The organism is Methylosinus sp. DMC45 (genome assembly GCF_056313885.1).
In genome coordinates this window covers 19,470-43,286 of record NZ_JBQUZK010000004.1, presented here as the reverse complement: position 1 = coordinate 43,286, position 23,817 = coordinate 19,470, and the positions used below count along the sequence as shown (strand labels likewise).

Annotated in this window: 30 protein-coding genes, 1 tRNA gene and 2 pseudogenes; 17 read left to right on the top strand and 16 right to left on the bottom strand. The window is 65.1% G+C overall.

The window, feature by feature from the left end:
* Positions 1-39: 39 nt before the first annotated feature.
* From ACT53T_RS02155 to ACT53T_RS02105, 11 genes are all read right to left on the bottom strand, one after another.
* Positions 40-1,827, bottom strand: coding sequence for a terminase large subunit (locus tag ACT53T_RS02155; RefSeq protein ID WP_476159783.1), 1,788 nt, complete (start codon positions 1,825-1,827; stop codon positions 40-42).
* Between the two features lie 6 nt (positions 1,828-1,833).
* Positions 1,834-2,451 carry a P27 family phage terminase small subunit gene (locus tag ACT53T_RS02150; RefSeq protein WP_476159782.1) on the bottom strand — a complete coding sequence of 206 codons (618 nt, stop codon included), beginning with the start codon at positions 2,449-2,451 and terminating at the stop codon, positions 1,834-1,836.
* 152 nt (positions 2,452-2,603) lie between these two features.
* Positions 2,604-2,957: an HNH endonuclease gene (locus tag ACT53T_RS02145; RefSeq protein ID WP_476159780.1), complete on the bottom strand. Its 354-nt coding sequence runs from the start codon at positions 2,955-2,957 to the stop codon at positions 2,604-2,606.
* Positions 2,958-3,149: 192 nt separating this feature from the next.
* The gene (nusG, locus tag ACT53T_RS02140) at positions 3,150-3,683 is read right to left on the bottom strand and encodes a transcription termination/antitermination protein NusG (protein ID WP_476159779.1); all 534 of its coding nucleotides are present in this window, start codon (positions 3,681-3,683) and stop codon (positions 3,150-3,152) included.
* A gap of 42 nt (positions 3,684-3,725) precedes the next feature.
* Positions 3,726-4,727 (bottom strand): helix-turn-helix domain-containing protein, encoded by a 1,002-nt coding sequence (locus ACT53T_RS02135; RefSeq protein ID WP_476159778.1) that lies wholly within the window; start codon positions 4,725-4,727, stop codon positions 3,726-3,728.
* The gene (locus tag ACT53T_RS02130; RefSeq protein WP_476159777.1) at positions 4,724-5,263 is read right to left on the bottom strand and encodes a hypothetical protein; all 540 of its coding nucleotides are present in this window, start codon (positions 5,261-5,263) and stop codon (positions 4,724-4,726) included. Before ACT53T_RS02130 ends, ACT53T_RS02135 begins: the two co-directional genes overlap by 4 nt.
* The gene (locus ACT53T_RS02125; protein WP_476159776.1) at positions 5,260-6,249 is read right to left on the bottom strand and encodes an MT-A70 family methyltransferase; all 990 of its coding nucleotides are present in this window, start codon (positions 6,247-6,249) and stop codon (positions 5,260-5,262) included. Before ACT53T_RS02125 ends, ACT53T_RS02130 begins: the two co-directional genes overlap by 4 nt.
* Positions 6,246-6,497 (bottom strand): hypothetical protein, encoded by a 252-nt coding sequence (locus ACT53T_RS02120; protein WP_476159774.1) that lies wholly within the window; start codon positions 6,495-6,497, stop codon positions 6,246-6,248. The genes ACT53T_RS02125 and ACT53T_RS02120 overlap by 4 nt, the downstream gene beginning before the upstream one ends.
* Positions 6,490-6,768: a DUF2312 domain-containing protein gene (locus ACT53T_RS02115; protein ID WP_476159806.1), complete on the bottom strand. Its 279-nt coding sequence runs from the start codon at positions 6,766-6,768 to the stop codon at positions 6,490-6,492. The genes ACT53T_RS02120 and ACT53T_RS02115 overlap by 8 nt, the downstream gene beginning before the upstream one ends.
* A gap of 8 nt (positions 6,769-6,776) precedes the next feature.
* Positions 6,777-7,112: a hypothetical protein gene (locus ACT53T_RS02110; protein ID WP_476159772.1), complete on the bottom strand. Its 336-nt coding sequence runs from the start codon at positions 7,110-7,112 to the stop codon at positions 6,777-6,779.
* Between the two features lie 38 nt (positions 7,113-7,150).
* On the bottom strand, positions 7,151-7,597 hold the full coding sequence (locus ACT53T_RS02105) for a hypothetical protein (protein ID WP_476159770.1): 447 nt from the start codon (positions 7,595-7,597) through the stop codon (positions 7,151-7,153).
* Between the two features lie 362 nt (positions 7,598-7,959).
* Between ACT53T_RS02105 and ACT53T_RS02100 the strand changes: the two genes are divergently transcribed.
* Positions 7,960-8,232, top strand: coding sequence for a hypothetical protein (locus tag ACT53T_RS02100; RefSeq protein WP_476159769.1), 273 nt, complete (start codon positions 7,960-7,962; stop codon positions 8,230-8,232).
* Between the two features lie 63 nt (positions 8,233-8,295).
* Here the strand turns inward: ACT53T_RS02100 and ACT53T_RS02095 are convergent, their stop codons facing one another.
* On the bottom strand, positions 8,296-8,508 hold the full coding sequence (locus tag ACT53T_RS02095) for a hypothetical protein (protein ID WP_476159768.1): 213 nt from the start codon (positions 8,506-8,508) through the stop codon (positions 8,296-8,298).
* Positions 8,505-8,870, bottom strand: coding sequence for a hypothetical protein (locus ACT53T_RS02090; RefSeq protein ID WP_476159766.1), 366 nt, complete (start codon positions 8,868-8,870; stop codon positions 8,505-8,507). The genes ACT53T_RS02095 and ACT53T_RS02090 overlap by 4 nt, the downstream gene beginning before the upstream one ends.
* A gap of 103 nt (positions 8,871-8,973) precedes the next feature.
* Here ACT53T_RS02090 and ACT53T_RS02085 point away from each other — a divergent pair, with 103 nt between their 5' ends.
* The 14 genes from ACT53T_RS02085 (at position 8,974) to ACT53T_RS02020 (ending at position 18,552) form a co-directional block, all read left to right on the top strand.
* Positions 8,974-9,477: a hypothetical protein gene (locus ACT53T_RS02085; protein ID WP_476159765.1), complete on the top strand. Its 504-nt coding sequence runs from the start codon at positions 8,974-8,976 to the stop codon at positions 9,475-9,477.
* Between the two features lie 22 nt (positions 9,478-9,499).
* Positions 9,500-10,441 (top strand): restriction endonuclease, encoded by a 942-nt coding sequence (locus ACT53T_RS02080; protein WP_476159763.1) that lies wholly within the window; start codon positions 9,500-9,502, stop codon positions 10,439-10,441.
* Positions 10,442-10,546: 105 nt separating this feature from the next.
* Positions 10,547-11,011 carry a hypothetical protein gene (locus ACT53T_RS02075; RefSeq protein ID WP_476159762.1) on the top strand — a complete coding sequence of 155 codons (465 nt, stop codon included), beginning with the start codon at positions 10,547-10,549 and terminating at the stop codon, positions 11,009-11,011.
* Positions 11,008-11,742 carry a hypothetical protein gene (locus ACT53T_RS02070; RefSeq protein ID WP_476159760.1) on the top strand — a complete coding sequence of 245 codons (735 nt, stop codon included), beginning with the start codon at positions 11,008-11,010 and terminating at the stop codon, positions 11,740-11,742. Before ACT53T_RS02075 ends, ACT53T_RS02070 begins: the two co-directional genes overlap by 4 nt.
* 15 nt (positions 11,743-11,757) lie before the next feature.
* Positions 11,758-12,039 carry a hypothetical protein gene (locus tag ACT53T_RS02065; protein ID WP_476159759.1) on the top strand — a complete coding sequence of 94 codons (282 nt, stop codon included), beginning with the start codon at positions 11,758-11,760 and terminating at the stop codon, positions 12,037-12,039.
* Positions 12,036-12,275 (top strand): hypothetical protein, encoded by a 240-nt coding sequence (locus ACT53T_RS02060; protein ID WP_476159758.1) that lies wholly within the window; start codon positions 12,036-12,038, stop codon positions 12,273-12,275. Before ACT53T_RS02065 ends, ACT53T_RS02060 begins: the two co-directional genes overlap by 4 nt.
* On the top strand, positions 12,272-14,536 hold the full coding sequence (locus ACT53T_RS02055; protein ID WP_476159757.1) for a ParB/RepB/Spo0J family partition protein: 2,265 nt from the start codon (positions 12,272-12,274) through the stop codon (positions 14,534-14,536). Before ACT53T_RS02060 ends, ACT53T_RS02055 begins: the two co-directional genes overlap by 4 nt.
* Positions 14,533-14,856 carry a hypothetical protein gene (locus tag ACT53T_RS02050; RefSeq protein WP_476159756.1) on the top strand — a complete coding sequence of 108 codons (324 nt, stop codon included), beginning with the start codon at positions 14,533-14,535 and terminating at the stop codon, positions 14,854-14,856. The genes ACT53T_RS02055 and ACT53T_RS02050 overlap by 4 nt, the downstream gene beginning before the upstream one ends.
* Positions 14,853-15,671, top strand: a complete 819-nt coding sequence (locus tag ACT53T_RS02045; protein ID WP_476159755.1) for a hypothetical protein — start codon at positions 14,853-14,855, stop codon at positions 15,669-15,671. The genes ACT53T_RS02050 and ACT53T_RS02045 overlap by 4 nt, the downstream gene beginning before the upstream one ends.
* A gap of 11 nt (positions 15,672-15,682) precedes the next feature.
* Entirely contained in the window at positions 15,683-16,426 is a 744-nt protein-coding gene (locus ACT53T_RS02040) for a twin-arginine translocation signal domain-containing protein (RefSeq protein ID WP_476159754.1), read from the top strand.
* Positions 16,423-16,665 (top strand): hypothetical protein, encoded by a 243-nt coding sequence (locus ACT53T_RS02035; RefSeq protein WP_476159752.1) that lies wholly within the window; start codon positions 16,423-16,425, stop codon positions 16,663-16,665. Before ACT53T_RS02040 ends, ACT53T_RS02035 begins: the two co-directional genes overlap by 4 nt.
* 21 nt (positions 16,666-16,686) lie before the next feature.
* Positions 16,687-17,130, top strand: coding sequence for a hypothetical protein (locus ACT53T_RS02030; RefSeq protein WP_476159751.1), 444 nt, complete (start codon positions 16,687-16,689; stop codon positions 17,128-17,130).
* Positions 17,127-17,384 carry a helix-turn-helix transcriptional regulator gene (locus ACT53T_RS02025; protein ID WP_476159750.1) on the top strand — a complete coding sequence of 86 codons (258 nt, stop codon included), beginning with the start codon at positions 17,127-17,129 and terminating at the stop codon, positions 17,382-17,384. Before ACT53T_RS02030 ends, ACT53T_RS02025 begins: the two co-directional genes overlap by 4 nt.
* A gap of 229 nt (positions 17,385-17,613) precedes the next feature.
* Positions 17,614-18,552, top strand: a complete 939-nt coding sequence (locus ACT53T_RS02020) for a tyrosine-type recombinase/integrase (RefSeq protein ID WP_476159749.1) — start codon at positions 17,614-17,616, stop codon at positions 18,550-18,552.
* A gap of 4 nt (positions 18,553-18,556) precedes the next feature.
* On the opposite strand, the gene ACT53T_RS02015 is transcribed toward ACT53T_RS02020, so the two are convergent.
* The 3 genes and pseudogenes from ACT53T_RS02015 to ACT53T_RS02005 form a co-directional block, all read right to left on the bottom strand.
* Positions 18,557-18,630: transfer RNA gene (locus ACT53T_RS02015), tRNA-Cys, on the bottom strand.
* Positions 18,631-18,788: 158 nt separating this feature from the next.
* A pseudogene (locus ACT53T_RS02010) lies at positions 18,789-18,848 on the bottom strand (GCG_CRPN prefix-to-repeats domain-containing protein); the annotation flags it as partial.
* Positions 18,849-18,875: 27 nt separating this feature from the next.
* Positions 18,876-19,139, bottom strand: a pseudogene (locus tag ACT53T_RS02005) (GCG_CRPN prefix-to-repeats domain-containing protein); the annotation flags it as partial.
* Positions 19,140-19,313: 174 nt separating this feature from the next.
* Here ACT53T_RS02005 and ACT53T_RS02000 point away from each other — a divergent pair.
* Together ACT53T_RS02000 and gyrA are read left to right on the top strand one after the other, a co-directional pair.
* Entirely contained in the window at positions 19,314-20,531 is a 1,218-nt protein-coding gene (locus ACT53T_RS02000) for a hypothetical protein (RefSeq protein ID WP_476159748.1), read from the top strand.
* 372 nt (positions 20,532-20,903) lie between these two features.
* Positions 20,904-23,651, top strand: coding sequence for a DNA gyrase subunit A (gene gyrA, locus ACT53T_RS01995; RefSeq protein WP_476159746.1), 2,748 nt, complete (start codon positions 20,904-20,906; stop codon positions 23,649-23,651).
* Positions 23,652-23,817 lie beyond the last annotated feature (166 nt).

Genomic DNA, 23,817 nt, shown 5'->3' with positions numbered 1-23,817 from the left:
TTCGCGGCGTAGGCGTGAGCGCTTGCCCATTCGGAGCCTTCAATAGTCGAGGAAGCCGGAGCCTGCGGCGGGCGCGCCGTTGAGCGCGGCGACATTGGCGGTTATCGCGGCGGCTATGCCGTCGATTTTCTCGCGCGAGGCCGCCTTGTCGGGCGAGAAATTCATGTTGCGATCGAATCGAACGAGCGCGTTTTGCGCCATCCATCGCAAGACGGGATGGCCGCCATGGTCGAGCAGTCCGGCGAAGACGAGACGCTCGAAATCCTTCGACGCTTCGCCGAGGCTGGGGATTCCTTGGCGGACCTTCAAGAACAGCTCGGCGTCGACGCCTTCGTTTTGAAGATCCGTGTAGAGCTTCGTGGCGTTCCACGGGTCATAGCCGATCCGGCGCACGTCATAGAGCTCGAGGCCCTCGACGATCGCGGCTTGCACATAGGACTGATCGACGTAATCGCCGGGCGTCGCTTCGATGGCGCCCATTTGGAGCCAGCGGTCGTAATTGACGCGGTCGCGTTTCGAGCGGACGTCGATATTGTCCGCCGGAACCCAGAAGCGCGCGACGAGGCGGACCTTGACGCCGGGCTCTTCCGGCAGAAACCACCAGATGAGCGCGGTGATATCGGTGGTCGACGATATGTCGAAGCCGCCGACGCAGGCCTTTCCGCGTAGCTCTTTCGAAAAGCGGCGCCAGCCGTCCTTTTCGCCGCAGGCGTCCCATTTCTTGATCGGAAGCCATCGCGAGATCGCCTCGACCCATTGATTGAGATGGTAGCGGCGGAAATGCGACTCGGCGCGGGGATTGCCTTTCGCAATGCGCGCCTCGCCGCGCAGAAAGTCGAGCGTCGGCGAAAGGCCGAGGTTCGGATTGACGCGGCGCCAGACTTCCTCGTCTTGCCAGTCATCATCCTCGCCGGCTGCGAACATGACGACGAGCGTCGACGGCTCGTAAATGCCGGCGCCTTCGTCGGCCTCGGCGGTCGGCGGCGCGATCGGGCCGGCGAGAATTTTTTGACTCTCATCGAAGAGTTCCCAGCCCGTGAGCGCGCTCTTCAAGCCCGCCGTCGACGCGAACAGCTCTATCGGTTGCAAACGCGCGCCCATGCCCTGCCGCAGCGTCGTCGCCAGCTCGCGCGAAATCCATTCGTGCATTTCGTCGCCGACCGAGACGGTCGGTGAGCGGCCGTGCTTTCCTTCGACCTTGCCCGGAAGAAGCTGGAAACTCGCGCGACATTCGGGAATCCATAGGGATTTGCGGAAAATGCCGATCGACGATTTCAGGCTGTCGTTTTGAACGACGATCGCCTTCATCTTGTCGAAGATGATCTTCGCTTGATCTTCGTTTCGCGCGAAGACGAAGCCCTGGCCGCCGACGACGCCCTCTAGCACCCAAAAGAGCAGCGCGAGGGCGGCGAGAAACTCGCTCTTGCCGTTCTTGCGCGGAATCCACAGCATGAGACGGCGGAACAGCCGGACATGCTCGAAACTCTTTTCATGCGTTTGCGGGTCGAGGACCTCGACGGGCACCTTCCACCCGACGAGCAGGCGGACCGTGATTTCCTGCCAGAAGGCAAGACGGAAGCGAACGCCGGCGAAGCGGTCATCCGTGAGACGGAATATTTTCGGCCATAGCTCGACGATCGCATCGGCCTTCGCCGCATCGAACCACGCGCCGGGAACGCGGGCGGCGCGGCGCCATGTGATGCTCGGCCATTCCCAGCCGAGGGCGGATGCCTTGACGATCCATTCCGGCTCGGGCGCGAAGGCGTCGCCCGCGACGCAGGTGAGCGCCGCGGCCGAGGCGTCGCCGGCCGGGAGCGCGACGTCCATGCGCGCTTACTGATAGGTGCCGGGCGGCGGCGAATCGAAGCGATTGGCGAGGCCGACGATCCCGTCTTCCGCCTGCGGCGCGTCTTTCGACGGCTGCTTTGGGGCGCCGGGCTGATCGAAGAGGCCGCCGCCGAGGCCGCCGGCCTGCTTGCCGATGAGGTCGAGGCGGTCGAGCGGCGTGAGGCCGAACCGTTTCGAGAATTCGAGGATGAATTTGACCGCCGTGTCGCGGCGATCGACGGCGGGATTGTTGCGCGGCATGCGGTCGCCGGAGACGGTTTTGACGAGCCGAGAGAAGCCGTTTTTGTTTATGTCGGCCTGCGCGGCGACGAAGTCCGCGTAATAGACGCAGAAAATCGCGAAGGAATGCCGGTCGAGCGGCGCGAAGAGGTTCAGCTTCGCGAGGCGGGGCGCGTATTCGCGCCAGATCGTGAGCGCCGGGAGAAGACGGTCATCATTGAGCAGCGCCGGCGGCGCGAGCGTGTCATCCGATTCGGCGGGGGCCGCCGCGAGCAGCAACGCGAGCGACTCGGCGTCGGCGATCTGACGATCGGTCTTCGACCGCCGCTTGCCGGGATAGGCCTTCGCCGCTTGCAGTTCCGGCGGATCGCGACGACGTCCCATAAGTTCCTCTCGACGCTCCAAAAAAACATTTCCGCGGATTTTGCGGCGATTTGCCGGAGCTTGAGCAACCGGTCGCGGGCAGGCGGGCCGGGAGGTTTTACCGCCCCCCACCCTGGGGGCTGTTCGCGATCGGCGAGCGGCGCTCGGCGGCGTCAGCCGCGACGCGTCTCCGCCTCTTCGCGCTGCTTGTCGCGGTTGTGGTGGAACTCGCACAGCGATTGAAAGGGGCCGTTCCAGAACTTGTGCGCGTCGCCGCGATGCGGCTCAACGTGGTCGCAGACGCTCGCCGCGGTCACGACGCCATCGGCGAGGCACATGCGGCATATGGGCTCGCTCGCCAACTGCTGCGCACGGATGGCGCGCCATCGTGCGAGCCCATACCATGCGCGCCACGGCGCAGCGTCACGACGTCGGCGCTCATAGTCCGCGTCGCTCTGCGGACGCGCTGCGGCGGCGGAAACGGGAAGAGCGCCTCGCCGACCGGCGAGGCGAGGGGCCTTGGCCATTGGCTCTAGCCACCATTCTAAGCCGGATAGATTTGCGCATGCTTCGCACTTGCCCGCTTTGCGGGTCTTGCACGTCTGCCCCTCGGACGCCTTGCGGCATTGCACCAGGGCTCGCGTCTCCGGCTTTCGTGCGCATGGGCGCCGGAGGGCCTAATCGTTCTGGCTGTGTCTCTCGCCGCTATCGGACGCGCCTCACGCGGCGCATTGCTCCAAGCGATCGAGATAGCCGGAGTCGAGAGGTATCTCTATCCAGCGCCCGAATGCGTGAATCTCTATGTGCACCGAGCCGCAAGAGTCAACGCCCATGACGCGCCCGACGCTTCCCATGAACGGCCCAGCGGACACGCGCACGCGCATTCCAGGCGTGAATATGATCCCACGACGATCCGGCAAAGCTGAAGCGCCGCGCAGGAAATCCATCCATTCCTGCGGCACGATCGCAGGCCGATCGGAGCCGGCGCGCGCGAGAAACCGATGCACGCCTTCGGTTGTGGATATCGACCAGATCATCGATTCCGAACCCGCCATTTCCAGGAACAGATAGCGGCCGAAGCGCGGCTTCCATTGCGGCTTGCGCTTGCGCGCTCCCGATTCGCGCACGGTGGACGTCACGCGCACAAGCGGACGCCACACCGCATAGCCCGCCGCCGCGAGCTTGCGCGTCACGTCGAAATCCTTTCCCGCCACGCATTCGAGAACGAACCAATCGCCCATAGCCAGCCTCATCGCCATCCGCCGAACTCATCCACGCCATGCAACCAAACGCGCTCACTCGGCCGCAGGCCTCGGCCCGTCGCGCGCCGTCGCGCCCCCAGCCGGCGGCCATTCGCCGCGCATCGAGCGGCCCCACTTGCCGGTGTGGCGAGATTGAAACGCGACGAGCTGGTCGCCACGCAGCGCCGAGGGCTCATTCGCCGCGCACCACGCCTGCCAGGCCATCCATTGCGGCGAGCCGCGTTCGATGAAGACGCAGGCTGCGCTCGGTGGTTCGGCCGGCTTGTTCTGAAACGCCTGCCAGCCCTTTTTCTTCAGCCAATCTTCGGCCTTCAGCCGGCAATGCGCCGGGCCGCGATGCGCCGAAAGGAAGCTCGGCGCGAAGCGCACGGCGAGCGTTTGCTCGTCATCGGAGAGCCGGAGAAACCGGATGCGCGCCGGCTCGACGAGGTCGCGATGATCCCAAGGCCAAATCGGCCTGAATTCCAAATCGAACCGCGAAGCGCGCCCCGCGCCCCCCTTGGGGGGAGGGGGGGTAAAGGTTCTAGGTTTGGGTTCAAGCTCTATATGATAACCCGCTACAGCGCGGGTTAAGGGGGGGCCAGATCGCGGGTTAACCTCGGGAGGGTTAACCCGCAAATCGCGGGTTAACCCCTCGCCATCCACAGGCGGAGGCGCGTCATCGGTTTCCTCGAGCGCCTCGGCCGCGTCCCGATCGGCCGCGGCGTCGGCGCAGGCGAGTTCCTCCCATCCGAGCGAGCGCGCATAATCGCGCGCCGCCTCATCATGCAGCACGACATATTCATTCGTCCGCCGCCCGCCTTTGTCGCCGGTCGAATAACGCCGCGTGCGAAATATGAGCCCCGCGCGCGCCAGCTCGGCGAGACGCTTGGCGATGACATCCTCGGACTGCTCTGTTTCCGAGGAGAGCCTCTTATGCGACGGGAATGCGCAGCCGCGCGTATCGGCGTAATTGGCGAGGGCGAGCAGCACCACCTTCGCCGAGGGCGAGCCGGTCTCACGCGAGAGCGCCCATGTCATGGCTTGCAGGCTCACGCGCTGCGCTCCTTTCTAGCGTCGTCACCGTCATCCGCGCAACGCAGCCATGCGCCGAATTCCACGTCGAGCGCGCGCCAGCGCTCGCGCGCCGCCGCGTCGAGATCGAAATCCTTCCGGCTGGCGATCTCGCATCGCCGGCGCAGCTCATCGGCCGCGGCCTCCGCCGTCTCGACGCCCAAGAATTTTTGAAACGCGCCCTCGGCGCAGCGCATCGCCGCGCGCCGCGCGAGTGGGAATTCGCAAGGCGTCTTGCTGCTCTTCGGCGCTTGCGCCGGCGCATCCTGCGGCGCCGGGGGAGCAGCCTCGCCGATCGCGCCGCGCTCACGCGCCGCTTTGCGGCAGGCGATGTAGGCGCGCAGATCGGCCTCATTCTCGGAGAACATATGCAACAGCGAATAGGCGCCGACGAGACATTCGGCGAAATATTCGCGCTCTTTCGGACGGCTCGGCAGCTTTTCGGCCCCGGTGAAAACCGCATGCGCGCGCTCTACCGCCATCATTCGCTCGGAGATCGAGATTCGCCGTCCGCTCATGACGCCTCATTCCCCCAGGCGTCCCAGCCGGGACGCGGCGGACCGCGGCGGTTCAATTCGATCTTCGGCAGGCTCGGGAAATAGGCTTCGATGATCTCGGCGAAGCGATCCGGCTTTGCGCTATGCGCCGACTTTAGCTCATGTTGCATCGCGTTGAATTTGAGATCGCCATGCGCCGGGCAGGGGACATTGCCGCGCGTCGCGATGAGCAGGATTTCCGCGTCGTCGAGATTCCAATAGCCATTCCCGGCGACGATCTTGTCCCAGACGAAGCAGCTCTTGTATTCGAAGCCCCAAGCCTCGCAGACGACGCCGCCCTTCATCAGAAAGGGCCGCGTCACCCACATGAAGAGCACGCAATCATCGGCGGCGATGCTCGGCACATCGAGCGCCATGATCGCGTCGAGCGTCATCGTCGGATAATGATTGTCGGCCGCGCGATCGAGGCCCGCTTCGGAATGCGTCTCGAATTTCCAAGCCGGGTCGCAGTAGATGACGCCATATCGCTTCGTCGGCCATGCCGCGATCTTCGCGCCCAACTCTCTTTCCCGCGCCGCGCGCCGCTGGCGCTTCTCCATTTGCCGCTCGGCGCGCGTCATTGAGCACGCTTGCACGGACTCGCTCACGGCGGCGTCGACAGATATTTCGAATTGCTCGGGCGGCAGGCGCGCCAGCTCTTGGCAGCGGCTCGAATCGGAGCGGGTGAGATTGAGCGACTCCAGAGAAAATGTCGCAGGCTGCGACATTTTCGGCCGACCGCGCGTCGCTCTTTCGCCGGCCTCCGCCAGTTCGATGAGCAGCTCGCCGAGCCGTCGCGCCGCGAGCCGCTTATAGCGAACCGCCCGCGCCACCAGCTCCTTATCGCGCGAATGCCGTGCGAAGACCTCGAGCGCCGCCGCCTTGTCGCGCTCGCTCTTGGCCTCGGCCGCCGTGGTGATGCGCGCGAGATCGCGAATGATCTCGTCATAGAGAGCGAGATCGGTCATTGCAGCTCCCCGAAATGCTCTTTGCACGCGAAGACGATTTTCACGCCCCGATGCAGGCTGCCGAAACCGAGCCCCGTCGACGCGCCGCAGCGAAAGCAGAGATGAGCGCGCGGGGATTTGAGGTCGGAGACGCCGAATTTCTCGACGATCTCCGCGCGCGTCATCGCCGGAGTCGATTTTTCCGCCCGACTGGCTGGCCGCAAAAATCGACTTCGCGCCGGCGCGGCGTCGCCGAAGAGATCACTCATCGTCGCGGCTCGCGGCTTCGCCGAGCGGCGTGTCCATGAAATCGCCGAGCGCGTTCAGATAGAGGTCGAGAATCTCGGCCTCTTCGTCGCGCTCGTTCTTGTCGACGCGGCGCAGCGCGACGATCTTGCGCACGATCTTCGGATCGAAGCCGACCGATTTGACCTCGCCATAGACGTCTTTGATATCGTCGCCGATCGCGGTCTTTTCTTCGTTCAGCCGTTCGATCCGCATGATGAAATCGCGCAATCTCCCGCCATCGACGCTTAGCAGCGCCGACTTCACAGCGACCTCGCGTCGATATATTGCGCGGCGACGTCGTCGCGCGGCGCCGGGCCGATCGCGGTCTCGCGATAGCGGCGCGTCGTCGCCTCACGATAGCGGCGAAGTTCGTCCGGCGAGAGCTGCTGAACGCTATCGACACTCCAAATCGACGCGGAGGCGAGCGGCAAATCGGCGCGGGAGATCGCCGCGGCCCGCGCGTGGCAAGCGATGACGATGCGATCGGCCTTGCGTCCCACGGCGCGAAACGGCCGGGACACGGCAAAGGCGCAGCCAAAGCACAGGCCGCGCAAAAGCGACGCGGCAAGAGCCGCGCGCAGCCAGAATTTGCGCATGAGAAGTCTCTCAGTGTTCGAGTGAGCCGAACTCGGAACTACCGACTGGACAGTGACTCGAACTCTTCCTCGAGCTTTCGAACGCTCTCGAGGTAACGCGCACGCCGTTCAGCGATCGCGGCCTCGAGTAGACTCTCGGGCGCATCGCCAATGACGAAGACGAGAAAATCCGCGCCATAAGCGCGGATCAGGTGCAGCAACGCGAAAAAGTCGGGCGCCGACGCGCCCGCGAGCCATTTGCGGACACGCATGGCGGAGACCGCGCCGCCCGTGCGATCCTCGACCCACTCGCCGGTTTTCGACGGATGCGCTTGGCGCAGAAAGTCGCTCACACGGTCGCGCGCGGCGCCGTCGAGCGCGCGGGAAAAGCGGCGCGCATCACGAGAAAACTTTCCACTTCTCGACGAATCTCTTCTCACTGAACCCCCCGATGCTGCATGCATCGAGGGGGTTGGGGAGATGGAGAAGTCGTCGAGAATTCGCATCTTGCCCGAGGCCCTAGATCGCCGCCGCGGCGTTGGCGCGCCGCATCGGCCTGAATTTGTGACGAGACGAAACGAGACGGCGCGTTGGCGCGCGCCGGGGAACGCAATGAACGCGAGACGCAAAAGGCCCCGAGGCCGAAGCCTCGGGGGAGTTAGGGAGGAAACGCCCAAGGAGGGCTACGCGGCCGCTTACGGCGGCCGGTCGCAACGCGCAGGAAAGAGCGGGGGACCCGCGCGAAGAGGGAAGCGCCGAGGCGCGATAAGGACGCGACATGCCCGTCATGTGCCGCCGCCTTCGCGCTTGACGAAGGAATGCAGGGCGCGGCCATATCTCGTGGGTATGCGCAATTTGGAGACGGCCCATGGATGACGAGAGATATTTGCAGCTATTAGCGCAAATAAAAGCGATAGAGATGATCCTGCGCAGCGTGTTAGCCGAAGGATTTGCGACATCGCCAGACCCACGAGGCGCAGCATTCCTGTTTTTCGAACAGGTGATCGCTGGACTTTCGCGCGCAGCAGGCCAGGAGATCGAAGCAAATCGAAAATTCTACGATATGATCGAGACCGACATACGGCTGTTTCACGATGGAGTAGCCGGGAGACTTCGGCCTGCTGGCGAGGCGAGAGAATAACCTCCCCTGTGGTAGCTCGGCAGATTTCCGACGAAGGCGGCCCGGTGAAAAGGCTCATTGCACTCACCCCTCGCTTTCGCGCTTGACGGACGAGCGCAGGGCGCGGCCGTCGGCGACATGGCCGACGGCTTCGAGCAGGGCGTGGGCGTCCTCGATCGACAGGCGCAGCGCTAGCCGCTTGCCGCCCTCGACGTCGAAAGCGAGCAGAACGGATTGCTGCATGCCGCGCTCGACGGCGACCAGCTGGCTACTTAATGGCGACATTTCCGAGATCATGCGTCGGCCTCGGCGGGAAAAGGGGAGGGGGAGCGATTTGGAAGCAGAGCGCCGTTTGGCCATTCCGCCTCAGCCGGCCAATTGTCGGCAAACCATTGGACCGCCGCGTTGAACCGCCGAAGGGTTATGTCTTTTCCGCGCCGGATAGCCGCCAGCTTCTTACTGTCGCCGAACACGCGACAGCTGATCGTCGTCTCGCTTGTGCCCGTTAGGGCGGCATAGGCGTCGGCTAGGGCAATGAGGTCGTGTTCCGTGGCCATAGCGCAGCCATAGGTAATTATACCGCAGTTTGCAACGGTTAAATTACCGATCGTCCCAATTTCGCGAGTCAGGTAAAAATACCGTATGGATTTGAAGGCCATACTTCGCCGGATCGAGCGGCGCCTGAAGGCAGTCGACCTATCCCCGTCGGCGGCCTCCAAGCGTGCGGGGAAGCCTGACGCCATTCGGAATCTGCAAAGGGCGGTGAAAGACGGCAAACGTAGTGGGATCACCACGACAACGCTCGCCGCGCTCGCGCCGGTTTTGCGAACGACTGTCGCATGGCTCGCCGACGAAACCGGCCCCGAGGACGTCGAGGCCAGCGCGCAGATTCGGCTTGCCGGCGTCGTGCGCGCAGGCTCGGCGGCGATCCTCTATGCCGACGGGCAGGATGGCGACAGATGGATAGAGCCGCCGCCGCCGTTCGACTCGCATACATTCGCGGTCGAAATCCAAGGCGATTCGCTCGGACCGCTTTTCGATCGCTGGTTTTTGTTCTGCGACGGACGCCGGGAAGCGGTCGACGCGGACCTCATCAATCGGCTCTGCATTGTCGGGCTCGACGATGGTCGCGTGCTGGTCAAGAAGATCATCCGCGGGCAGCTGCCGGGAAAGCATACTCTTTTGTCGAACACCGAGCCGCCCATCTATGACGTGGCGATTCTATGGGCGGCGCGCGTTCGAGAGATGACGCCCGGATTTCATTGATTTTTGTCGCTTCGGAGTTTCGATGTTCGCCAGCATAGACCAGACGCGCCGCCAGCTCGCCGAGCGCATCGCCAAAGCGATCGCCGCCATCGCGGGCGAGACGGAACGCTCGGAAATTATAGGATGGCTCGGGCGCTGCCGAGATATTCTGGCCTCAGATCGAGCGACAGCATCGAAATTCGCCGAGATTTATAAGATGATCGAAGGAAAGCGCATTCTGGCGCTCGCTTTCGACTCGGCGCTCGCGGGCGCGAAAACCTATCGCGACTTGCCGCTTCCCGTGCGACTCGCGCTGCCGGCGACCCTGATCGCCGCCCCTTTTGTGGGATTGCAGGGCGCAGGCGTCGCCGCCTTCGGCAGCGCGATCGGCGTTCCCGTCATCGTCCTGATTTTCCTCGGCTCGGCGGGCGTCACCTCGATCATCGATGCGCTGACGAGAGGCCGCCCGGCGAGCGCGTATCTCGTTTCGGTGGCGGAGTTTCTCGCCCGCGATGACGTCATGGAGGCGATCCGCTCGGCCATCGCCCGCGGCGAACAGTCGGCGCCGGAAGAGCCGAGGCGCGCCGCCATGCCGGACGAGGCCGACGCAGTGGCGAGCGCTTTGCTATCGATGGACCCTTACGCCTTTGAAAGTCATGTCATGTCGTTTTTTCGCGACGCCGGCATGGTCTCTTTCGTAACGCGCCGTTCCGGCGACATGGGCATTGACGGCGTCGCTCGTCATCCGGCGGGGGCGATCGTCGTGCAGTGCAAGCGCTACGCTGTCGAAAATGCGGTAGGGCGCCGGGAGGTCCAGCAGTTTTGGGGCGCGATCGAGCAGTTCCGCGCCTGGCGCGGGATATTCGTCACGACGTCGCGCTTCACGACCGAGGCGCGCGAGGCTGCCGCGGCCTCGAATGGCAAGCTGGCGCTCGCGGCAATGGACGACCTTCTCCATTGGCACGACAAGGGGCTTTCGATCTAATTCGGACGATGTAGGTAATTTTACCTTGTTCGCTATTGACAGTCGGTAATATTACCGCAATCTTCATCGCCACGCCCCCGCTTCGGGGCGGACGATGGAGCCGATATGTCCCGACCGCCCAAATCCAAACCCCAGACAGCCGCGCCCGAAACCGCAGCCGCGTCCGCGCGGCGCGCGACGAAGCGCCGCAAATCCGGCGCATCGGCGCGCCGCCGCCGCGTCGCGAAAATGGCGGAGGCGCTCGACACGGCCGAGCGCTCGCTCGCGGAAACCAGCACGCAGGCGCAGGCCGCTCGCATCGCGGCGCTGGAAGCCTCGATCGCCGAGGCGATGCGCGAAAACGCCGACCTGGCCCGCCGTCTCGGCCGCGCCCTCGCCGAGTGTTGCAACGCCGAGCAGGAGGTGGAGCTGCTCCGCGCCGTCGTCGTCGAGACGGCGATTTCCAATCACGCCAATGGCTCGAGCCTTCGCGCCGCCGCCAAATCCCGCAACATCGCCAACACCCTCGAACGCTCGCATATCCTGCGTTCCGGCGGCGCCGAGATCGCGACCGACGGGGTTCTGCGATGAAGGGCGCGATCTACACGGAGCTATACCAAGCGCTTTTCAACGAGCTTCGCCCTGAGCTGCTGGACAAATACAATCACGGCATCGCCATTCGCGCCGTCTTTGCCGAAGAAATGGAGACGCGCCGCGTCGAGCGCGAGGCCGAGCGCGCCGAGTTCGCAAAAAATCAGACGATCTGGCGCGACGAGCTGGACGAGCGTCGCGCGGACCAGCGCGCCGCTGACGCTCGCATCGCCGAGCTGAACCTCGAGGTCGATAGGCTGCGCGCCAGCAACCACGACAAGCATAAAAGCTACGTCGCGCTGCGCGATGCGATCCTCGCGACCTTGCGCGACGAGCTGCGCTCATGGGCCGGATCGGCCGAGGATCATGAGCTGATCGAAGCCCTGCAGATCGAGCTGACGAAGCGCGACGAAACGCTGCTCCAATATCGTGAATATTACGAGTCCGCACAGCGCGACGCCGAGCAGCGCAATGCGCAGCTCGCCGCAGCGGGAGAGCGCGAGGCGAAGCTCGCGCATGATCTCGCGCTCGCCAACGCCGCGACGGAAGAACTTCAGCGCCTCAACGCGACGCATCGCGCGACCATCGACAATTACCAGCGTCATTGCGCCGATCTTCAGGCCGCAGGCGTCGAGATGATGCTTCATTTTTCCAAGCTGTCGCAGCGCGATCGCAATCGCGTCGACCATCATCACGTCACTGCGTCGCTTCGCGACCATTTGCCCCTTTAGCCCTCGAGGCTCGCCATGCGCGACATTCCCCCTGATAGCGATTTCATCATCATCCGATGCGCCGTCGCTTCCATCCCCGCGACGCTGGACCTCGACGACGAGGCGGCTCTGCTCCGCCATCTCATCGCCGATCACACTCTATCGCTTCGCGAGGCCATCCGTCTCGCGCCGCGCATCCGCCATTTGGCGCGCCACGCTCGCGTTTTTGGGCTCGCCGATGCGCTCGCCCTCGGCCAGCCGGAGCAGGCCGCCGCGCCGCGGCCGCGCGCCATCGTCGAGCAGAGGAGCGCCGCATGAGCCCGGATGATTTCACCAAGCCGCCGCGCCCGCACGGCCCGCGCGAGCGCCTCGCCGCCGCCAGCCCGGCGCGACGCCGCGCCAAGATTTCCTGCGCCGCGCGCCCCGTGCCGGAAATCCGCGCGATCTCCAAGGAGCGTCCGGACGCGCTGTGCACGAGCCGTCGATATGACGGAACGCCCACCGTCACGGTCTCTCTGCCCCGCCTGGCCTTTTTGGAAAAGGACGTCCGATGAGCGAGATCATTGACGAAGAGCTGCCGCTATCCCTCATCACGCGCCTGTCGCCGCTCAATCCGCGCCAGGACATGGACAGCGACGTCTCGACGCTCGCGGCGACGATCCACGCGTGCGGGCTCTTGCATCCGATCCTCGTTTGCCCGGTCCCGTATGAAAGCACCTATGCAGTCTTGGCCGGGGGCCGTCGATGGCGCGCTCTGCGCCTGCTCGAGTCGAATGCGCCCGCATACGTGCGCATCGTGCGCGTCCGGGTCTTCAAAGGCTCGGACGCGGAGGCGCGCGAGGCCGCGCTCGCCGAAGCCGTTGGCCAAAAGCCCCTTCACCCCGTCGAAGAGTTCGAGGCCTTTGCGGACCTCGAAAAGGCCGGCTTCGATATTCCGACGATCGCGCGCGACTTCGCCTTGACCGATCGACATGTGAGGCAACGCCTCGCGCTCGGGCGCTTGAGCCCGCGCGTCCGCGCTCTGTGGCGCGACGGCAAAATCAGCCGCGATCTCGCGGAGGTCTTCACGGGCGGCACGATCGAGGCGCAGGACGCCGTTCTCGACGGCTGCAATGACGCGCCGCAGCTCTATTTCGTGCGCAAGGCGCTGCGGCGCGAGGGCGTCGGCGCGCATGAGGCGCTCGCGAAATTCATTCTCGGCGAGCCGGCGCGGCGCGCCAGCTACGAGCTTTTGGGCGGGCGCATCGAAGAGAGTCTATTCTCGGAAGAGACGATCTTGCTCGACCGCACGATCGCGAGGAATTACGCCGACGGCTATTTGCTCGAGGCCGCCGAAGAGATCATGCAACAAGAGGGCTGGGGCCGCGCGGAGATCGAGGGCGGCGCCGATCCCGATCCTCTCCCGATCGAGCCCGACTACACAGCCAAGGAAGAGCGCCGCATCGACGCCATTCGCGCCGAATGTCGCGAGTGCGCGGACGGCGATCGTCGCCTCGCGCTCGATAAGGAAGCCGAAGATATCGACCTTCGCGCGTTTCTCCGCGCCGTGTCGAAGAAGCAGCGCGCGACGCTCGGCGTGCGCGCCGAGCTGGACAGCGAAGGCCGCCTCGAGATCATCCGCGCCGTCCCCCAGGCGGAGCCCGAGGAGGAGCTCGAGGAGGAGGAGAGCGCCGCGCCGACGTTCTCGCGCACGAAGGACGGCGAGATTGCGAAGACGCGAGAGCGCGGCGAGCCGGAGCCGCCGGCGATCCCGCCGCCGCCCGGCGGCAAGGAAGCGGAAGAGATCATCCGCGATGCGCTCGGCGGCGGCCTCGCGCGATCGACGGCGCGCAATCCTTATTTAGCGCTGGCGCTCGCCACGGCCGCGCTCGGCTGCTCGCATGGCTGCGTCGGAGTTGGGCTGCGCACGACATTCGATGATCCGCCGGAGCCGCCGCGCCATGATCTGCTACAGCGCCTCGAGCCCTCGCATTTTTCGACCGCGCTCGCCATTGTCGCGACGAGCCCGCTCGCCGATCTCACCGCCGCCTTCGCCGAGCTGGTGGCGCGCACGATTTGCTTTGCCGATGTGAAGCCTGCGCAGCTGCAGAATTTCGCCACGCTCGCGCAGCGCTTAGGGGCGGTGCGAGCCGACGTCGCCGAGGCGCTCGACTATAAGGCGCTGTTCCAAGCCCTTTCGCGAGAGGATGCGCTCGACGCGATCCGCGCGATCGACGGAGAGGCCGCCGCGCTGGACGCCGCCAAGCTGCGCAAGCCGAAGATCGTCGAGCGCGCGGCCATCCTCGCCAAGGACCGCAAATGGCTTCCCGAGGCGCTGGAGAAGCTCTGCGAAAGGGAGGCGCAAGATACGCGCTCGACGGCGCAGGCCATGGTCGAGGCGATCGAGGCGGATGAGGAAAGCCAGACGGCCGAGGCGATTTACGCGGAGGTCGCGGCCGAGGAGGCGCAAGCGGATAAGCGGGAGGCGGAGGAGGGCGCGGCCGACGCCGGGGCCTTCGTCGCCGCGCGCAATTGGGCGCGCGAGGTCGAGCTGGCCTGCATCGCGACGCGCGGGCTGCATATCATGTCGCGCTTTCTGATCGAGCGCTGCTATCCGAGCGAGGGCGCCGCAAATTACGCAGTCTCGGATTTCCGATCCGATCTGCAGGCCTTCGGCCAGAGCATCAATCCCGATTTTCACATCGATGCGCATGAGCAAGACGCCGTGCTCTTCGACCTCGGCGTCACTGCGAAGCGCAAGGTGAAGAGCGGCTATGTGCTTCTCGGCCTCGCCTGGCGAGAAATCGGCGACAAGGCGAGAGATGCAGCGGAATGACACGCATCCACGAAACCCCGAAGATGCGGCTGGAGACGCTGGACCATGCTCTCGCCGCGATCACTTTGGCGGAGCGCATGCTCGCTGAATTCATGCCGATGTTCGTGCGCTTCGCGAAGGAGAGCAGGGCGCCGGCCGAGAGCGGACACATCCTCTCGCCCGAATTTTTTACCTCGGCGCAACGCCGAGCATCGATTGCGATCGTCGCGCCGCAATTCGACGCCGCCGCGCGCTTCGTGAGCGATGCGCGGCGTCATCGCGAATTGGCCGCGGCGGTCATCAAGAAGGTTTCGCGCGCAAAGTCGGAGAATGCGAAGTGACCAGAACAATCGGACAGGCCGCCGCGGCGGCTGACGCGGCAATCGCTCGCGAAAAGCGCAAGCCCCTCACGGCGCGCTTCAAGGCAAAATATCTCCACGCTCTGCGCTTCATCCTGGACGACGCCGATGAGGGAAGCCTCACGCGCGGTGTCGGCCTGTTGATCGAGCCAGCGCCGGGCGGCGGAGCCTTGCTGATCGCAACAGATGGCCGCGCTCTCGCGGTCATCCATGACGCGAACGGGCGCGCGAGCCAGCCCTTCCGCGCATTGGTTCCGAAGCGCTTTCGCGAACGCTGCGCGCCGGCGAAGCCGCTCGAAATTTTCGATGAAGGCGAAGATACGATCGAGCTGCCGGAATGGGCGCAGCCCGGAGACGTTCATCTTTTCGACAGCTGCGCCGTCCTGTTCCCGCAAATGAACCATCCCGACATCAGCGATGACTTCGATGCGCCGGCGCTCGCAAATGTGCGCGCCGCGACCGACGAGAATTGGAAAACGGAAGATTATCGCCTCGACGATCGCGACTTGCTGGACTGGCGACGGCCGTTCTCGGAGAAGAGAGCAGACATAGTTCCGCATGCGTTTCTATCGCCGTCGCTTTTCTCTGTCTTTGGCCCATTTCGCGAACTCGCTTCGCTCGCGCTCAACGGCATTCTGCCGAGCCTTGCGCTGAAATTCGGCGACGGCGTCGCGCCGGCGATCGTGAAGGTCGAGGCGCTCCCGGAATTCGTCGGCGCGATCATGCCGCTCCGCGCCTTCGATGTTCCGCCGGACTTGCCCGATTTCATTCGTCGCGCCGAGCAGCCCGCCACATAGGAGCAGAGTCAATGAGCGACGTTTCGCGACGTTCCTTTCTCAGAACAGCAGCGGCGGCAGCCGGAGCCGCAGCTATTCCGACAGCGGCCGCCGGCGAACAGATCGCGTCGATCGCTGGCCTCGCTGGGACGATCGCACCACGCGCCGAGCACCCTTGGCGCTTTTGGAGCACCTACGACCAGGAAACCTACTACGACCCCTGCGATACAATCGAGGAGGCGATCGCCAACGCGAAGCGCGAAGGCTATTCGCATATCGCCCGCTGCCAGCAGCAAGACTACGACCTCGAAATTCCAGGCTGGCGAATTCGTGAAATGCTCGTCGTCGTCAACGAAGAAAAGATCGGCGAAGCTGAATTCCCGAGCTTTTCACCCGAGGCCGAAGCTGACTTAGAGCAGATGATCGCCGCGACGCTCCGCGCATGGGCCGACAAGCACAAGATCGACATGACGGCATGGAGCTTTGCGGCAACAGAGGACCTCCAGAATGTCCCGCTTGACGAAGAGGGCGGAGAGCCTGCGAAGGTCGATCTTTCGCCCAAAGAACTTGCGCGGAGTTTCTCCGTCCGCGCCCCGATCGGAACGCCATGCATCTATTATCCGATCAGGCCTTTCGCTCAAAGCGAAGCCGAGCATACGCGCATTCGCTCTGAAGCGTGGGCGCTCGGCCATGGCGCCGTCGTGGTGATGATCGAAGGCCGCTCCGGCGGCGTCAGCATCGATCATCTGGTTTTCGAAGGCGCGCAAATCCCATGAAGCGGCGCCGCATCGCGTGTCCGCATTGTGCGGCAAGGGCCGAGGAAGAGAGATTTCTCTTCTACGCCGAGCAAATCGCCGCTCGCCTTACCGAACACGTGAAAAAGCGCGATAGGGCCGCCCGTCTGATCGCCGCTGGCTTCGAGCTCGCTGAAATCGTCGAGATGACAGGTCTTTCGGAGGAGGGCGTCGCTCATCTCACCGAAGAGACCTCGCCAGCCTCATCACCACAGAATTAGCCGTATCCGAAAGGAGACACGATGACTGAAGGCTATGTTCCGCAAGAATTCTGCGACGAGGACACCCCGCCGCCGCGCAAGAGCCCGGACGATTGGATTGTCGAGATCAACGGCGCCTTCTATCTCGACGAGAGCGATATCCCCCATGCAGACAAAGATTCGACGACCTTCCCCCTGGAGAATGGGAAGCCCTATCGCTTCGAGCGGCTCGAGGATTTCGGCGAGGCGATGCTCACCATTCGCGACGACAGCTCCTATACCGTTGATCGCGATATGCCGCCAGGAGCGGACCAGCTCTACGTCCCCTACGACTCGGAGACGCTCTCCGGATCGATCGCCGAGCTGGTGAAAAACTGCGGCGGAGATCTCGGCCCCGGCGAGCATGTCGTCTCCTATTTCACCTATCACGACGAGGTTTGGAGCTTCGACGCCGAGGCGAAGGCCTTTTTGCGAGGCGCGGCATGACCCGCGCGCGCCATTGCCCCCGCGATCCGATCGGGCTTTCCGTCGAGAGCGCGGCTGCCTTTATCGGGGTAAGCCCAGAGCTTTTTCAAAGGGCGGTCGACGACGGGTCCATGCCCATTCCGCGTAAGCTCGGAGGCCGGCTCATTTGGGACGCCGATGAGATCGCCGAGGCGATGCGGCGCCTGCCGCGGAAAGCCGTGAAGGAGTCGAAAGAGTCTAATGACAATGGCCGCTGGAAAAAGCTCCAACTCTAGGCACGGGGACGCCCTGCCGCGCCACGTCTATGAAGAGCCCGACCGCCATGGGAATGTCAGGGTCTATTATCGCAAGGGTCATGGGCCGCGCATTCGGATCACAGCCCGGCCTGGAACCGAGGAGTTTTGGCGACAATATGCGCTCTGCGCGGCGGGCCATGCGCCCGAGGCGCCGCGCCGCGACCGCAAACCCCAGCCGGGAACGTTCCGAGCCCTCGTGGTCGATTATATGGTGTCCGTCGATTTTACCCGGCTCAATCATGCGACCAGGGCGCAGCGCCGGCGCGTGCTCGAATCGATGCTCGGCGAGCGGCTGAACCGGGAGAGCGAGGATATTTTCGCGGATGTTCCCGTGAGCGAGATTTCTCCGGCGCACGTCAAGTTGCTGCGCGATCGAAAGGCCGACGCGCCGGAGGCCGCCAATCACCGGCTAAAGACGCTCGGGCCGCTTTTCAAATGGGCGATCTCGGAGAAGCGGATGGAGACCAATCCCGCGCGGGATGTGGCCAAGTTCAGGACCGGCTCTGAGGGTCATCATACCTGGACCGTTGATGAGGTCGCGGATTTTGCGCGCCGTCACCCCCTCGGCTCGAAGGCCTATCTAGCGCTCGCCCTGCTGCTGTTTTCTGGGCAACGCATCTCGGATATCGCCCGGTTCGGCCGCCGCAACGTGGGGGAGGATGGAGAGGGCCTCCCGGTCCTCCGCCTGACGCAGGTGAAAAATCGAGGCCGAGACCCGGTTTCCCTCGAGCTGCCCATTCTGGAGCCGCTCTCGGAGGCGTTGATGCAGACGCCGGAGGTCGGAACGGCGGCGTTTCTTGAAACGGAATATAAAAAGCCTTTTTCTATCAAGGGCCTCGGCAATAAGTTCCGCGATTGGTGCGACGAGGCGAAGCTCCCCCACTGCTCCGCGCATGGCCTGCGCAAGGCGGGAGCGACGATCGCCGCCGAGAATGGCGCGACCGAGTATCAGCTCATGGCGATTTTCGGATGGCGGAGGGCTGAGCAGGCCGCAGAATATGTGCGCAAGGCGCGTCAGAAAAAGCTGGCGCGCGCGGCGATGCACCTGATCGTGCCGCCGCCGAAAAATCCCTCACTTTCGAGCAGCCAAGCCGCTGGTGAGGGAAATGGCAGACATAAGCTGCTGAAATTCTTGGAAGCGAGTTGACTGCTGGAGGCCTCGGAGGGAATCGAACCCCCGTACAAGGATTTGCAGTCCTCTGCGTAGCCACTCCGCCACGAGGCCCCGAACGTCGGCGCCGAAAGCTCGACGTCGACGTGAGAAGGCCGCTCATACAGGACTTGCCGACGAACGGCAAGACTTTGCGCATGAGACGGGAAGACCTCGCGCGGCGCGCGGCAAGAGGCTGGTGAATGCTTTCTTGCGCTGCGCGCCGCGGCGGGTCACCAGCGGTTCGGAACGCAGCGGCCCCATTGATTGGGATGCGCGCCAGGGCCGCAGCGGAATCCCGGACGCGGACCATAGCCCGGCGGATGGTGTCCCGGACGCGGACCATAGGCCGGCGGATAGTATCCGGGACGCGGGCCATAGGCGGGCGGCGGCGGGCGACGATTCGGCACGCAACGGCCCCAGGGATCCGCATGCCAGCCGGGGCCGCAGCGCCAGCCGGCCTCCTGGGTCAGCGGGGCGGCGGCGACGCCCTCGGACAGCGGCGCGAGCGGCATGGCCATGGCGGCCGGCGCGGCGACGCCGGCGAGCGCCAGCACGGCGATGAAAGCGAGCTTCAGCTTCATTTGTTTCCTCCTGTCGGAATGCGAAGCGAGGACGAGAGCATTGGCGAAAGCCAGTGAACCAGTCGTGAACGAGTCGCAAAATGAGCGCGGCAACCCTTTGTTAATCGCAATGCTAAGGCTTTGTTCAACTCCGCGAGGCAAGCTGAAGCCTCGTCATTCCAGCGGAGCTCGCAGATGAGGTCGAATTTCACGCCGTTCACGCGCCTTTCGGCCGGCGGCCTGATGCTGGCGGCCGCGGCCGCCGATATCGGATGCGCCGCCGCCGAGCCGCGCCGCTCCCATGCGCGCCCTGCGCCCGAAGCCACGCGAATCGAGGAGCTGGGCGCTCCCAGCGGCAAAGGCTATGACGACATCATCGTGAATCTCGCGCCGCTCGTCGCCGCGAAGCCCGGGAAAGAGGCGCGTCCGGCCGAACGGCCCGCGGCTCCCACTCCAGCCGTCGAGGCGTCCAAGATCGCTGTCGCGGCCCCGGCCGAATCGGCGAAGCCGGCGCCGGCCGTTCCGGTCTTCCTGCGCGAGCCGCTTCCGATCTTGGACAGCGAGCCGGTCTCCGCGAAGGCTCCCGAGCCGGCTCCCGCTGCAGCGCCCCAGGCGGAAAGCGCCGCCGCGCCGACGGCTCGGATCGCGGCGCCCGTCGCGGCAGAGGAGCCCGCCGTCGCGCCCCAGGCGGAGCCTTCGGCCGAGCGAGCTGTCGCGCCCGAGGCCGGCGTCGAGGCGCCCAAAGCCGATGCGTCCGACGCGGCTACGTCCAAGGGCGACGCGCCGACCGCAGAGGCCGTTCCGGCGCCGATCGCCGAAGCGGCGCCGCCCGCCCAGGAGGAAAGCGAATCGCCGCTCGCCCTCTGGCAGGCGTTGGTCGCGGCAGTCGCGCTCGCCGGCCTGCTCGTGATGAAATATCTGCGGCGTGGTCCCGCAGTCGCCAAGGCGGCCGAGCCGGCCGCCTCCAAAGCCGTCGCCCCGCAAGAGGTCGAAGCGGCGCCGGCTGGCCGCTTCGCCATCGTGCTTGCAGCCGCACGCGCGAAACTCGAGCCGCTCCTCACGAAATTCGCCGCGCTGCGCGCCAAGAAGGCCGCGGAAACCGCGCCCCAGGCCGAAGCTGCGCCAAAGGAAGCGGCCAAGAAGGCGGCGTCCAAAAAGCCGAAGACGATGGACTGGACCGAGGTCGCGGCCGCTCTGCGCGCGCGATTCGGCGGCGGCAAGGCCGCGGGAGAGCCGGCGGCGGCGCAGTCCAATCGCGTGATCGCGCTCGTCGATTCGGAGGCTCGGGGACGTGTGGCCGACTCCTGGGAGTCGAGCGAGGACGACGGGCTGGAGCTGCTGGAGCCCGGCGACGCCAGCGCGCGGACGATCGTCATGAACGCGCGACGCAGGCTGCGCGCGGCGCAGAGCTGACGCCGGAATCGAAAATGAATCGAAAGAGATTTGAAGAGCTTTTCTAAACCCGTGTTTCTTCGAGCAGAACCGCGACGCGGCGCGCCGGGGCGAACTGGCGTCGCCGCCGAGAATCGCCTATAGAAAAACGGCGGTTTCGAGCGTCGCCGACGGCTGCCGCCAGGCCTGCCTCGGCGCGCTTCGCTCGAAACGTCCCGCGAGCGCGATCTCCGCGTCCCGCCGCTCTCCCAGGCGGCGGACTCTGAAGCCGCCTCGCCTTTGTCGGCGAGACGGGACGACGACGAGAAGCGCTCTTCCCCAGAGCCGGCGCAACATTGCCGCGGCAGGATTTCGCCGCGGAGCGCGGGACGATCGAAGCGGATTGGCGAGCCATTGGCCGAGAACGACACAGACGACACGCAGCCTCCGACGCACGGCTCAGACATTCGCCCGGTCTCGATCGCCGACGAGATGAAGCGCAGCTATCTCGATTACGCGATGAGCGTGATCGTGAGCCGCGCGCTGCCCGATGTGCGCGACGGGCTGAAGCCCGTGCATCGCCGCATCATGTTCTCCATGCACGAGAACGGCCATACGCCCGATAAGCCTTACGTGAAATCGGCGCGCATCGTCGGCGACGTCATGGGTAAATATCACCCGCATGGCGACGCCGCGATCTATGACGCGCTGGTGCGCATGGCGCAGCCCTTCTCCATGCGGCTGCCGCTCATCGACGGCCAGGGTAATTTCGGCTCGGTCGACAACGACCCGCCGGCGGCCATGCGCTATACCGAGTCGCGCCTCGCCAAGCCGGCTTTGGCACTGCTCGAGGACATCGACGAAGGCACGGTCGACTTCAAGCCCAACTATGACGACAAGGAGATGGAGCCGACGGTCCTGCCGGCGCGCTTCCCGAATCTCCTCGTCAATGGCGCGGGCGGCATCGCCGTCGGCATGGCGACGAATATTCCGCCGCATAATCTCGGCGAGGTGATCGACGCCGCCATAGCGCTGATCGACCGGCCCGACATGGGCGTCGCCGAGCTGATGGAGATCGTGCCGGGGCCGGACTTCCCGACGGCGGCGACGATTCTCGGCCGCGGCGGCATTCGCAACGCCTATACGACCGGGCGCGGCTCGATCATCATGCGCGCCAAGGCCGAGATCGAGACGCTCCGCAAGGAGCGCGAGGCGATCATCTTCACCGAGATTCCCTATCAGGTGAACAAGGCCGCGCTGATCGAGCGCATCGCGGAGCTGGTCCGCGAGAAGAAGATCGAGGGCATCTCCGATCTCCGCGACGAATCCGATCGCCAAGGCATGCGCATCGTCGTCGAGCTGAAGCGCGACGCGGTGGCGGATGTGGTGCTGAACCAGCTCTGGCGGCATACCGCTCTGCAATCGAGCTTCCCGGTCAATATGATCGCGCTCAATGGCGGCCGGCCCGAGCTGCTGACGCTGAAGGACGTTCTCGTCGCCTTCGTGGATTTCCGCGAGAGCGTCGTCACGCGGCGCACCAAATTCCGCCTCGCCAAGGCGCGCGACGCGGCGCATCTGCAGGTCGGCCTCGCCATCGCCGTCGCCAATATCGACGAGGTCATTCGCCTCATCCGCACATCGGCCGACGCCGCCGCCGCGCGCGAGGCGCTTATGGAGCGCGCTTGGCCGGCCAAGGATATGGCGCCGCTGGTGGCGCTGATCGCCGATCCGCGCCATGTGCTCGCCGAGGACGGAACCATTCGCCTCTCCGAGGCGCAGGCGCGCGCCATTCTCGAACTGCGCCTGCAGCGCCTCACCGCGCTCGGCCGCGAGGAGATCGCCGAGGCGCTGAACAAGCTCGCCGCCGAGATCGCCGAATATCTCGAGATTCTGCGCTCGCGTGAAAAGCTGTTCGGAATCGTCAAGGACGAGATGATCGCGGTCAAGGAGGCCTATGCGACGCCTCGCCGGACGCAGATCGTCGATGGCGACGGCGATGTGGAGGACGAGGACCTCATCGCGCGAGAGGATATGGTCGTCACCGTCTCGCACGCGGGCTATATCAAGCGCGTGCCGCTCTCCACCTATCGCGCGCAGCGGCGCGGCGGCAAGGGCCGCTCCGGCATGCAGACGAAGGAAGAGGATTTCGTTCAGCGCCTATTCGTCGCCTCGACGCATACGCCGGTGCTGTTCTTCTCCTCGCTCGGCAGGGCGTACAAGGAGAAGGTCTGGCGTCTGCCGCTGGCGGCGCCGCAGGCGCGCGGCAAGGCGCTGGTCAATCTGCTGCCGCTGGAGCAGGACGAGCGCATCACCACAATCATGCCGCTGCCGGAGGACGAATCGAGCTGGGCGACGCTCGACGCTATCTTCGCGACGACCGGCGGCACTGTGCGCCGCAACAAGCTCTCGGACTTCTCCGATGTGCGGCGCTCCGGCATCATCGCCATGAAGCTCGATGAAGGCGAGGCCATCGTCGATGTCGCCACAGCGGCGGAGCAGGAGGATATTCTGCTGACGACGCGCGAGGGGCAGTGCATTCGCTTCCCGGTCAGCGACGTGCGCGTGTTCCAGGGGCGCACCTCGATGGGCGTGCGCGGCATAGCGCTCGCTGGCGACGACCGCGTGATCTCACTATCGATCCTGCGGCATTTCGAGGCTGTCGGCGACGAGCGCGCCGCCTATCTCAAGCGCGCCGCGGCGCAGCGCCGCAATGCGGGAGCGGACGGCGCGGAGGAGGGCGCGGCCGAGGCCGAGGAGGCCTCGACGGCGATCGAGCTGACCGAGGCGCGCTATCGTGAGATGGAGCAGGCCGAGCAGATCATCCTGACCGTTTCCGAGAACGGCTATGGCAAGCGTTCTTCGTCCTTCGAATATCGCATCACCGGCCGCGGCGGCAAAGGCATTGTCGCCATGGCGGTGAACGCCCGCAACGGCAAGCTCGTCGCCTCCTTCCCCGTGGGGCGCGGCGATGAGATCATGCTGGTGACGGATGGCGGCCAGCTCATCCGCTGTCCGGTGGAAGGCATACGCATTGCGGGCCGCGGCACGCAGGGCGTCATCGTCTTCGACACGGCGGAGGGCGAGCGCGTCGTCTCGGTCGAGCATTTGGCCGACGCCGGCGAGGACGAAGCGGCCGGCGACGCGGGCGGCGAGACCGCCTGAGCCTTCGTCGCGGCCAAAGAAGCGTTTCGCCGGGGGATTTTCGGCGAAACGCAATTTGCTTTCATGAATTGCTCTCGTTGCGCGCAGCGACGCCGCTTCGATAAACGCAACCCCACGTCAATGGCGCACGCCCGCGCCTCGGGCTAGATTGCCGCAACGCCGAGAT